The organism is Agromyces ramosus, from assembly GCF_004216665.1.
GTDB classification, from domain to species: Bacteria; Actinomycetota; Actinomycetes; order Actinomycetales; family Microbacteriaceae; genus Agromyces; species Agromyces ramosus.
In genome coordinates this window covers 703,998-714,944 of sequence record NZ_SGWY01000003.1, presented here as the reverse complement: position 1 = coordinate 714,944, position 10,947 = coordinate 703,998, and the positions used below count along the sequence as shown (strand labels likewise).

Annotated in this window: 9 protein-coding genes; 1 reads left to right on the top strand and 8 read right to left on the bottom strand. The window is 74.5% G+C overall.

What is annotated here, in order from left to right; translation table 11 throughout:
• Positions 1-25: 25 nt before the first annotated feature.
• Complete coding sequence (locus EV187_RS15260; protein WP_130353890.1) at positions 26-1,570, bottom strand: peptidoglycan DD-metalloendopeptidase family protein; 1,545 nt, start codon at positions 1,568-1,570, stop codon at positions 26-28.
• Between the two features lie 183 nt (positions 1,571-1,753).
• Entirely contained in the window at positions 1,754-3,328 is a 1,575-nt protein-coding gene (hutH, locus tag EV187_RS15255; protein ID WP_130353889.1) for a histidine ammonia-lyase, read from the bottom strand.
• A gap of 266 nt (positions 3,329-3,594) precedes the next feature.
• Here hutH and EV187_RS15250 point away from each other — a divergent pair, with 266 nt between their 5' ends.
• Positions 3,595-4,428, top strand: coding sequence for an IclR family transcriptional regulator (locus EV187_RS15250; RefSeq protein ID WP_242609655.1), 834 nt, complete (start codon positions 3,595-3,597; stop codon positions 4,426-4,428).
• Between the two features lie 107 nt (positions 4,429-4,535).
• On the opposite strand, the gene EV187_RS15245 is transcribed toward EV187_RS15250, so the two are convergent.
• The 6 genes from EV187_RS15245 to EV187_RS15220 all read right to left on the bottom strand — a co-directional run bounded on the left by EV187_RS15245 (position 4,536) and on the right by EV187_RS15220 (position 10,923).
• Positions 4,536-5,132, bottom strand: coding sequence for an antibiotic biosynthesis monooxygenase (locus EV187_RS15245; RefSeq protein ID WP_130353888.1), 597 nt, complete (start codon positions 5,130-5,132; stop codon positions 4,536-4,538).
• 25 nt (positions 5,133-5,157) lie between these two features.
• Positions 5,158-6,582 carry an acyltransferase family protein gene (locus tag EV187_RS15240; protein WP_130353887.1) on the bottom strand — a complete coding sequence of 475 codons (1,425 nt, stop codon included), beginning with the start codon at positions 6,580-6,582 and terminating at the stop codon, positions 5,158-5,160.
• A gap of 140 nt (positions 6,583-6,722) precedes the next feature.
• Positions 6,723-7,394, bottom strand: coding sequence for a response regulator (locus tag EV187_RS15235; RefSeq protein ID WP_130353886.1), 672 nt, complete (start codon positions 7,392-7,394; stop codon positions 6,723-6,725).
• Complete coding sequence (locus EV187_RS15230; protein ID WP_130353885.1) at positions 7,391-8,641, bottom strand: sensor histidine kinase; 1,251 nt, start codon at positions 8,639-8,641, stop codon at positions 7,391-7,393. Before EV187_RS15230 ends, EV187_RS15235 begins: the two co-directional genes overlap by 4 nt.
• A 95-nt stretch (positions 8,642-8,736) precedes the next feature.
• Positions 8,737-9,834: a YihY/virulence factor BrkB family protein gene (locus EV187_RS15225; protein WP_130353884.1), complete on the bottom strand. Its 1,098-nt coding sequence runs from the start codon at positions 9,832-9,834 to the stop codon at positions 8,737-8,739.
• Between the two features lie 75 nt (positions 9,835-9,909).
• Positions 9,910-10,923, bottom strand: a complete 1,014-nt coding sequence (locus tag EV187_RS15220; protein WP_130353883.1) for an alpha/beta hydrolase — start codon at positions 10,921-10,923, stop codon at positions 9,910-9,912.
• Positions 10,924-10,947: the final 24 nt, after the last annotated feature.

The window sequence follows — 10,947 nt, the reverse complement described above, 5'->3', positions numbered from 1 at the left end:
CGTCCGGGATCCCAGACCGGTGGGCTCAGCCGAGCCCGATGCCGCGCGCCGCCATGAACGGCACCGCGTTCACCGCGACCCCATCGAGGTGCACCTCGAAGTGGAGGTGGCAACCCGTGGAGGCGCCGGTGCTGCCCACCGCGCCGATGAGCTGCCCGGCGGCGACCGACTCGCCCGCGGCGACGAACGTGCCGCCCGCGGCGAGGTGCGCGTAGCCGGTCTCCACGCCCGAGCCGTGCTCGATCAGGATCCAGTTGCCGAGGCTCCCGTTCGGTGCGGCCTCGACGACGACGCCGTCGGTCGCCGCGTACACCGGCGTCTCGCAGGCGGCCGCGAGGTCGGTGCCGCGGTGGAAGTCGTTGACCCCGGCGAGCGGCTTCACGGGACGCGGTCCGAACCCGTCGCTGATCCGGCCGGCGACCGGAAGTGCCCAGCCCTGGTCGCTCAGCTGTCCGGCGTCGGCCGGCAGCGTCGCGATCAGCGACACGCTGCTCGACGCGAGCCTGCTCTGCGCCGACACGTCGGCCTGCGCGTCGGCGAGTTCCTGTCGCGCGTCCTCCAGGGCCTGCTCCGCGTTCGCGACCTCGTCTTCGAGGGCTTCGACCGGCACCGCGTCGACGGCTGCCCATGCGGCATCCGCTCGCTCCTGGGCCGCTGCGGCCTCCTCGGTGCGCTGTTCGGCGATGGCGAGGAGCTCATCGGCGTCGCCGGCGATCTGCGCGACGCGGGCGACTCCGCCGAGCCCGGCGAGCAGGTCGCTGCCCGCACCGAAGACGGCGGGCATCGAGGAGATGGTCGCTCCGTCGCCGTGCGCGGCCGCGAGGTACACGCGGCCGGCCGCGTCGGCGTCCTCCAGTGCCTCATCGGCGAGCCGCTGCATCCGCTCGGCGACGGTTCGCGCGACCTCGCGCGTGGAGCGGGCATCGGCGAGCGCGGCTTCCGCCTCGCGCAGCTCGGTCGTCGCGCGCTCGACATTCAGGCGCGCCGCGGAGACGGCGGCGCTCAGGACACCGGTGCTGCCGGTGGTGCCGGCGCCGGTCGAGGTGGACGTGGCCAGGCGCGTGGACCGGGTGGTGCTGGTGAAGGTCGGAGACTGCGTCGGCGACGACGTCGGTGCGCCGGTGGCCGGCGGCTCGGTCGGGTCGGGTGACGGCGTCGGCTCGGGGCTGGGGGTCGGCTCGGGCGAGGGCGTCGGTGTCGGCTCGGGCGTCGGTGTCGGCTCGGGCGTCGGGGTGGGGGTGGGCTCCGGCGTCGGCGTCGGCGTCGGCTCGGGGGTGGGCTCCGGCGTCGGCTCGGGGCTCGGCGCGGGCTCCTCCGTGGGCGCCGGCGCTGGCTCCTCGGTGGGCGCCGGGGCGGGCTCCTCGGTGGGCGCCGGCGCGGGCTCCGTGGTCTCGGTCGTCGACGAGTCGGTCGTCTCGGGCGGAACCGGTTCCTCGGCGTACGCAGGGGTCACCCCGGCGATGCTGAACACGACCGCGATCGTCGCGGTGGCGAGGACGACGCCACTACGCCGGGCGCTCCGTGAGTACCACGGGCGTTCTTGGCCGAGGTCGTTGCAGGTCGGGCTCATGTGGTTCCGTTCGGGTGCCGGCTGGCGAGCCGATCCCGTCCAGTCTGACAGGCTCGTGGAAGGGAGACAACACCCCTCCCCGGTTGCGAATCGGCCCCGTTCGGGGTACAGGGCCCGCCCGGTCCGCATCGGCCGCAGCCGTGCGTCGGCCTCGGCGGACCGCCTCGGACGACGGTCGCGCGCTCAGTCGAGGCGGCCGGCAACCTCCGAGGCGGTCGCCGCGACGGCGCCCGACCCCACGAGGTCCGTGATCGCCTCGATCTCCGGGGAGAGGAATCGGTCGGGCCCGGGCACGGCTCCGACGCCCGCCGCGAGTGCCACGACGGCGTCGGTCGCAGGCCCCGGCACGAGCGGTGCACGCAGGGCGAGACCGCGCGCGGCGGTCATGACCTCGATGGCGAGGACGCGCGTGAGGCCGTCGATCGCACGCCGCAGCTTCCGCGCCGCGGCCCAGCCCATCGACACGTGGTCCTCCTGCATGGCCGACGACGGGATCGAGTCGACGGAGGCCGGGACCGCGAGGCGCTTCAGCTCCGACACGATGCCGGCCGCGGTGTACTGCGCGATCATGAGGCCCGAGTCCACGCCGACCTCATGCGCGAGGAACGGCGGCAGGCCCTGGTTGCGGGCGCGGTCGAGGAACCGATCGGTGCGCCGCTCGCTCATCGACGCGACATCCGCCACCGCGATCGCGAGGAAGTCGAGCACGTAGGCGACCGGTGCGCCATGGAAGTTGCCGTTCGACTCCACGCGCCCGTCGAGCGTGAGCACCGGGTTGTCGACCGCGCTCGCGAGCTCGGCGTCGGCGACGGATGCCGCGTGCGCGATCGTGTCCCGGGCGGCGCCGTGCACCTGCGGGGCGCAGCGCAGCGAGTACGCGTCCTGCACGCGGGTGCACTCGGGACCCTTGTGGCTCGCGACGATGGGGGAGTCGGCGAGCAGCCGGCGCAGGTTCGACGCGGAGACGGCCTGGCCGCGCTGCGGGCGCAGTGCGTGCAGGTCGGCGGCGAACACCGCGTCGGTGCCCATGAGCCCCTCGACGCTCATCGCGGCGGCCACGTCGGCGGTGGTGAGGAGCATCCGGAGGTCGTCGATGGCGAGGGCGAGCATGCCGAGCATGCCGTCGGTGCCGTTGATGAGGGCGAGGCCCTCCTTCTCGCCGAGGCGCACGGGCGTGATGCCGGCCGCCGCGAGGGCGCTCGCGGCATCCGTCAGGTCGCCGTCGGCGTCGCGCACCTCGCCCTCGCCCATGGCCACCAGGGCGCAGTGGGCGAGCGGTGCGAGGTCGCCCGAGCAGCCGAGCGAGCCGTACTCGCGCACGACCGGCGTGATGCCGGCGTTCAGGATCGCGGCGTACGTCTCGGCGGTCTCGCGGCGCACGCCGGTGCGGCCGGTCATGAGGGTCGAGAGGCGCAGCAGCATGAGGGCGCGCACCACCTCCCGCTCGACCTCGGCGCCCGATCCCGCGGCGTGCGAGCGCACGAGGCTCGCCTGCAGCTGCGCGCGGCGGTCGTCGGCGATGAACGTGGTCGCGAGCGCGCCGAAGCCGGTCGAGATGCCGTAGTGCGGCTCCGGGTCGGCGGCGAGCCCCTCGATGATGGCGCGGCTCGCGGCGACCTCGTCGAGGGCTGCGGGGTCGAGCTCGACGGCGGCCCCGTGCCGGGCCACGGCGACGACCTCGTCGACCGACAGCGGTCCGATGCCGACGGTGACGGATGCCGCGACGGCCGTGGGGTGGGTGGGCGCGATGGTGCTCATGCCTCCGATTCCACACCGGGGCCGCGCGCGCGGGAACGGCGCAGCCGCGGCATCCGTCCGGGATCCCGGACGCCGCGGCGTAAGCTGGGCGGGACTTCCCTCCGCGCACTCGCCCACCGCGCCTGCTCGCCCACCCCGCCCCCACGCACTCGCCACCACCCCACCCCACCCCCACCCCACCCCCACCCCACCCCACTCGCCACCAACCCCACTCGCCCACCACCCCGAGAGGACGCCAGTTGTCGGAATCCACGCCGCGAACCGGCATCACGCGTCACCTCGGCGAATCCAGGGCGAGCGCGGGGGCGGACACCGGGTCGAAGGTGCCGGCAGCCGACCAGGCGCTCGCGATCCTCGCGCATCTCGCGGCGCAGCGCGGACCGATGCCGGCGGCGACGATCGCGCAGGCGCTCGCCCTGCCCCGCTCGACCGTGTACCACCTGCTCGCGGTGATGCAGGAGCGCGGCTTCGTCGTGCACCTGCCCGAGGAGCGCCGCTACGGCCTCGGCATCGCCGCGTTCGAGCTGTCGAGCGGGTTCAGTCGGCAGCAGCCCCTCGCTCGGCTCGGTCGCCCGCTCGTGGCGGCGCTCGTCGACCGGCTGGGGGAATCGGGGCACCTCGCCGTGCTGCACGGGCGCGACGTGCTCTACCTCGTCGAGGAGCGCGCGCCCCGCCGCCCCTCGCTCGTGACCGACGTCGGCGTGCGCCTGCCGGCGCACCTCACCGCCACGGGCCGCGCGATGCTCGCCGAGCTGCCGCCGCCGCAGCTCCGTGCGCTGTATCCCGATCGGGCCGCGTTCGCGTCGCGTCATCCGCAGGGCGAGACGGGCGCGACGGATGCCGCCGACTGGACCTACGGGCGATTGAAGCGCGTGCTCGCCGAGGTGCGCACGCGGGGCTGGGCCGACGAGGACGGCGAGGTCACGACCGGGCTCGCGTCGGCGGGCGCCGCGGTGGTCGACCACCTCGGCTGGCCCGCCGCGGCGATCGCGGTCACGTTCCCCGACGACGCGGCGCCGGAGCTCCAGCAGCGGGCGGTCGAGGGCGTGCGCGAGGCGGCGGCGACGCTTTCGAGGCGCATCAGCGGCGGCATCCGCTGACGCGTGGGCTCGGCCCGCGCCCAGCTCGGACCGGGGAGCGCGCCGCGCCCCGGCGCGCCGGCGCCGCGCCCCGCCGCGCCCCGGCGCCGCGCCCCGACCCGCGGCGATCAGCGCGCTGGCGCGAGCCAGCGACGCAGCGTCCGGGTGACGAGCGGCAGCACCCAGTAGGTCATGATCGGCGTCAGCACGAGGGTGGTCGCGAGCGCCCGCAGCCAGATCGGCAGGTCGCCCCAGCCGGGCACGGGCGCGACGAGGTAGGCGAACAGCAGGTTCACGGGGAAGAAGCCGAGCCAGATCGTCACGGCCTGCTTCCAGCGCGGCGGTGCGGGCGGCAGGTCGACGTCGCCCGGGCCGGAGCCCGCGGCATCCGCCACCGGCACCGATCCGGTCGCCGGTTCGTCGAACCAGCCCTCGATGCCCGTCCGTCGCCGACTGCGCTCGGAGCGCACGAACCCCTCGCCCATCGACAGCCACCAGCTGCGCTCGGCGGAACGCTCCCAGGCATCGAGGGTCTCCTCGCTCGCGAAGCGGTAGAGCATGTGCCACACCTGCGAACGCTCCCCGGCGCGCACCCACCCCGAGCCGAGGAAGCCCGGGTACTTGTTCGCCAGGTTCACGCCGGTCTGCACCCACGCGGTCGCCTCCGCGATGTGCGCCGGGTCGACCTCGCGCCGGATCGACACGGTGATCGGATCAGTGGCCATGCCCCCATCCCACCGCATCGTGGTTTCAGAGCGGTAACGGATGCCGCGGCCGCGCGGGTGCGATCGGCGCGGTCCGCGCGTACTCGGCGATCCGGGCGATCGCGACGATGCCCACGATCGCCGTCGCCCGTGCGGCCCGGGCCATCCCGAGGCTGCCGACCAGCGCCACCAGCAGCAGCGCGAGCGCGATGCCCGCCGCCACCGGGCCGAAGCCGGACACCAGCAGCACCGCGACACCGGCGACGCCGCAGGCCGCGTCGATCGCGGTCGCGCCGACCGAACCGCGGCGCGCCGATCCCGTCGCGGTCGAGGCCCGACGCGACCGCTCGAAGCGCCCGAACGCCAGCACGACGGGCACGACCGCCGCCGCCGCGACGGCGAGCCAGATCGGACGGGTCGCCCACCAGGCGGGCGTCAGCGGCTCGGGCAGCGCCATGCCGACGGTCGAGTTCGCGACGAGGCTCACGCCGGCGAGCACGATGAGCACGGGCATGTGCCAGAGGTACACGGTCATCGCGCGCTCGCCGACGGAGGAGATCCACCGGGAGGCATCCGCTCGCTCGACCCAGGCGCGGATGCGCGGGCGTGCGAGCTGGAACATGGCGAGCTGCGCGACGCCGAGCACGACCAGGCACACCGTCGGCGGGTTCAGGTTGACGAGCATGTCGACGGGGTAGGGCCCGACGACGGTCAGGACCGCCAGGAAGGCGAGTGCCCCGGCGGCGAGGGCCACGAGCGCGCCGCGCCCCAGGCCGTCGACGCCCCCGTCGGCGAGGTGGAAGCCCAGCTGCTGCACGAGCAGCCACACGAGCAGGAGGTTGAGGAACCCGATCGCGTCGACACCGATCGAGAAGCGCGTGACATCCACCGCGACGACCGCGGCGACGACCGCGGCGACGAGCACGAGCGGCGTCAGCGCCCGAGCGCGCTCGTGCGCCCGCAGCATGACCGGGACCAGCGCCGAGACCGCGACGTACACGCCGAGGAACCAGAGCGGCTGGCCGATGCGGAAGCCCGCGGTCGCGACGAGCTCGGCGGGCAGGCCGGCGAGGGAGAGGGCGGCGAGTCCTGCCGCGACGACCACCACGAGCGCGATCGCGGGACGGACGAGCCGCTCGAGTCGGGCGCGGACGTAGTCGGAGGCGGTCGCCCCACGCGCCCGCATCGATCGCCAGTGGTGGAAGCTCGAGAAGCCGCCGGCGATGAAGAACAGCGGCATGATCTGCACGACCCAGCTGACCGGCGCGAACCAGGCCTGCTCCTCGAGCGCGTTCTCGAGCACCGGCCCCGCGGCGCCCACGCTGACGCCGCACATCATCGCGTGCAGCGCGAACACCGCGACGAGCAGCACGATGCGGATCGCATCGATGCTCGGATCGCGCACGACGCCCGTGCGCCCTCGAGCGGATGCCGCGGCATCCGTGCTGGAACCTGCGAGCGTGTCGGTCATGGTCCTGGCCCATCCGGGCGGCCCATCCGCCCACGATCAGGAACGGTATGGATGCGGCACCCCCGCCCGCATCGGACGGCGGTGCCGTTCCGCCCCCTACCCCGGTACTGCTCGCGGCGGCGGAGGGCGGGCCGACGGTACTACGCGCCCGGCTGGACGAGGCCCGTGTCGTAGGCGAGCACCACCGCGTGCACCCGATCGCGGAGCCCGAGCTTCTGCAGGACCTTGCTGACATGCGTCTTCACGGTCTGCTCGGCGATGAACAGGGCGGCGGCGATCTCGGAGTTCGACATGCCCCGTCCGACGAGCGTCAGCACCTCCCGCTCGCGTTCGGTGAGCTCGGCGAGGCGGGTGCTGTCGGTCCGCGGCGGCGGGCCCGAGCGTGCGAAGTCCTCGATGAGCCGGCGGGTGACGCTCGGCGCGAGCAGCGCGTCGCCGCCCGCGACGATGCGCACCGCCGCCACGAGCTCCTCGGGCGTGGCGTCCTTCAGCAGGAAGCCGCTGGCGCCCGCGCGCAGCGCCTCGTACACGTACTCGTCGATGTCGAAGGTCGTCAGCATGAGCACGCGAGGCACGTAGTCCGAGCTCCGTGGCGGGGTCTGCAGGGCACGGGTGGCCTCGATGCCGTTGAGTCGGGGCATCCGCACGTCCATGACGACGACGTCGGGTCGCAGGTCGCGTGCGAGCGCCACCGCCTCGGCGCCGTCGGCCGCCTGCCCGACGACCTCGATCCCCGGCTGCGCGGCGAGCACGGCCGCGAAGCCGGCGCGCACCATCGCCTGGTCGTCGGCCACGAGCACCGAGATGGTCACGCCGTTCCTCCGTCCGGCCCGAGCGGCAGGGTCGCGAGGACACGGTACCCCCCGCCGGGTCGTGGGCCGTACTCGGCATGCCCGCCGAGGAGCGTCGCGCGCTCGCCGATTCCGACGAGGCCGTGACCGCCGGCCGCGGCGTCGGGGCCCAGGGCATCCGTCGTCGGGTCGTTCTCCACCGCGACGACCAGGTCATCGCCGAGCACCTCGATCGAGACATGCGTCGTCGCGCCGGGCGCGTGCCGCACCACGTTGCTGAGCGCCTCCTGCACGATGCGATAGGCGGAGGTGGCGGCGAGGCCGCCCTCGGGAAGTCGCTCGCCGAGCTCGAGGGTCAGCGGCACGCCGGCGCGCTCGACGGCCGCCACGAGGGTCGGCAGGTCGCGGAGGCCCGGCTGCGGGGCGGTCTCGGCCGCGGCATCCGCGCTGCGGAGCACCCCGAGGAGCTGGCGCATCTCGGTCATCGCCGAGCGAGCGGATGCCGCGATCTCTGCGAACTCCGCCTTCGCGCCGTCGTTCAGGCCCTCGATCCGGTACGGTGCGCTCGTCGCCTGCACGTGGATGATCGACAGGCCGTGCGCCACGACGTCGTGCAACTCGCGGGCGATGCGATTGCGTTCCTCGACGAGCACGCGTCGCTGCTGCTCGGAGGCGGAGTGCGCCCGCTCGCGGAAGAGCTCGGCGCCGATCAGCCGACGCTGGGCCATGAGGATCGCCACCGTCAGGGCCAGCGCGGTGACCGCCGTGGCGGTCACGACGTTCGCCGCGGCGCCCACGTCGACGAACGCGAATGGCGCCGTGACCACGACGGCGGCGAGCCAGGCGGCGAATCCCACCCACCACGGGCGCGTGAGGCCGAGCACGATGACCAGGGCGCCCTGCCCGATGATCGTGGTGACCGGCCACGGCCAGGGCGCGCCTTCGGACGGCGCCGAGAGCAGGGCGAACGCGAGCACCCCGACCGTGGCGAGCGCGGCGGCGACCCAGGGAAGCCGCACCGCGAGCGGCAGGGCGCCGGCCATCGCCAGGCTCGTGGCGAACGCGGCGAGCAGGTGCACGCCGTAGAGGGTCGCCGCGAGCGGCACCGAGACGGTGAAGAGCAGCACGGCCAGGAAGGACGTGGCGACCCACATCCAGGCACGCAGGCGTCGATCGTCGGCGAACGCTCCTCCGAGCGTCGCCCTCCCGGCGGCGGCCGGCGGTGCGGGCGCGGGAGGGGGTTCGGTCGTGTGCCGGGTGTCGTCCATGGTGCCAGCAGCCTGACACGGGTGCTCCGTCCGTGCATCCCTCCCCGGAGCGATTCGGCGACCGTACCGCGGTAGGGGCGGTTGGGGAGGAAGGGTCAGTCCGGCGGGCGGACGTCGGCGGACGACACCAGCCCGTCGACGGCCGTATCCGGGCGCATCGCCGCCGACGCGCGGAAGTCGCGCGCCCGCTGTTCGCGGTTCTTGTCGATGAGCCGGTCGTCGCGCAGGGGCAGCTGCACCCGGTCCTCGGCGGCGATCCCCGCGCGGAGCTGCCGCGCCCGCTCCACCTCCGTGTCGAGCACGGCCCCGAACAGCACGGCGAGGTTCGAGAGCCAGATCCAGAGCAGGAACGCGACCGCCGCGCCGAGCACGCCGTACGTGCGCTCGTAGCTGCCGAGACCCAGGGCGTAGCCGCCGAACAGGGCGGTCGCGACCATCCAGGCCATCAGCGCGGCGACCGCGCCCACGCTGAACCACCGGAGGTTGCGGCGCTTCACGTTGGGCGCCGCCCAGTAGAGCAGGGCGATCACGAAGATCGCGATGGCGGCGAGCAGGGGCAGCTTGGCGAGGTCCCACCAGAACACCACGCCCTCGTCGAGGCCGAGCACCCTCGCGGCCGACTCGGCGACGGGGCCCGTGAGGACGATCGTCAACCCGGCGATCGTCGCCATGACGAGGAGCACGGCCGACACGCCCAGCATCGCCGGCCGCATGCGCCAGAACGGGCGCCCCTCCTCCACCTCGTAGATGCGGTTCATGCCGCGACCGAAGGCGCCGACGTAGCCGGAGGCGGCCCAGAGCGCGACGACGAGCCCGACGATGAACGCGGTCGCGGCCTGCGAGGCGTCGAGCAGTTGCGCGATCGCCTCCCGCAGCGGGTCGATGACCGTCGAGCCGCCGAGGTCCTCGATCACCCGCAGCACGTCCTCGGTCACCGCCTCCGCACTGCCGAAGATGCCGAGGGCGGCGAGGATCGCGAGCAGGGCGGGGAACGTGGCGAGCACGGCGTAGTACGTGAGCGCCGAGGCGATGTCCTGCACCTGGTTGATGCGGCACTCGTGCACCGTGCGGGTGAGGATGACCCGCCAGTCGTCGTGCGACATCCTGGCGGGGTTGTCCGTCCCGGTGCCCGCCGGTTCCGTGCGGGCTCCCTGCGACTCGGACCGCGTCGCGGGGGAGTCGGTGCGTGACATGGCGCCTCCGGGGATCGGTGGGTGTGCCGAGCCTACGGGGGCCCGCCCGGCCGCGTCAGGGGTTGCCGCGACCGATCAGCCGAGATACGCGTGCAGGAACGCGGCGACGCGCGCCCGGAGCGGTTCGTCGAGGATGCCGATGGAGTGCTCCGCGCCCGGCACGATCGCCACCTCGACCGGCACGCCGGCCGCGCCGAGGGTCGCGGCGAACCGCTGCGACTGCCCGACCGGCACGACCTCCTGCTCGGAGTGGCCGATGAAGAACGGCGGGTCGCTCGGGTCGACCCGAGTGGCCGGCGACGCATCCGCCTGCTGCGGACACGCGTCGATGCCGGCGCCGGGCTCGCAGCCGAGGTACTCGGCGATGATGCCGCGCAGCCAGGGCGAGGCGCCGTCGGCCGCGAGTTCGGCCGCGCCCAGCCCGACCGGCCCGGAGAGCTCGGCGACGGCCGCGACGCGCACGCCCTCGTCGAGCGGACCATCGCCCGAGGTGCCGAGCAGCGACGCGAGGTTGCCACCCGCCGACCCGCCGAACGCGCCGATCCGAGTGGGATCGATGCCGAAGCGCTCGACCTGCTCGGGCGCGCGCAGCCATTCCACGGCGAGCGCGACATCGTCGATGGCCGCCGGGAACCGCACGTCGGGCACGAGCCGGTAGTTCACGGATGCCGCGACGAAGCCCTCGCTCGCGAGCCACAGGCACACGTTGCGCCAGTCGGCGTTCGCCTTGTCGCCGCGAGACCAGCTGCCGCCGTGGATCGACACGACGGCGGGTCGCACGGCGACGAGCGCGTCGGGTGCCGGGCTGCACACGTCGAGGGTGAGCAGCGTGCCGTCCTCGCGGGTGCCGTACTCGAGGTCCTCCGCCACGTCGAGGCCGGTCGGCGCGGCGAACGTGCGGATGCCGATCATCTCGGTGCTCGCGACCTCGCTCGCCGCATCCGGACCCGATGGGTCGATCTCGCGCAGCTGCGTGTGGAAGCCGGAGAGCGCGACCACGCCGACGACGGCCGCGAGGGCGGCCAGCGCGGCGAAGGCGATCCGCCTGGCGCGGAAGCCGGAGCCGCCTGCGATTCGGGTCGAGGTCACACCGGGCTCCGGGTTCAGGGGTGG

Bases quoted from the DNA above. Each gene is read 5' to 3' on its own strand.
- EV187_RS15260 (WP_130353890.1), bottom strand. From the start codon at position 1,570: ATGAGCCCGACCTGCAACGACCTCGGCCAAGAACGCCCGTGGTACTCA.
- hutH (WP_130353889.1), bottom strand. From the start codon at position 3,328: ATGAGCACCATCGCGCCCACCCACCCCACGGCCGTCGCGGCATCCGTC.
- EV187_RS15245 (WP_130353888.1), bottom strand. From the start codon at position 5,132: ATGGCCACTGATCCGATCACCGTGTCGATCCGGCGCGAGGTCGACCCG.
- EV187_RS15240 (WP_130353887.1), bottom strand. From the start codon at position 6,582: ATGACCGACACGCTCGCAGGTTCCAGCACGGATGCCGCGGCATCCGCT.
- EV187_RS15230 (WP_130353885.1), bottom strand. From the start codon at position 8,641: ATGGACGACACCCGGCACACGACCGAACCCCCTCCCGCGCCCGCACCG.
- EV187_RS15225 (WP_130353884.1), bottom strand. From the start codon at position 9,834: ATGTCACGCACCGACTCCCCCGCGACGCGGTCCGAGTCGCAGGGAGCC.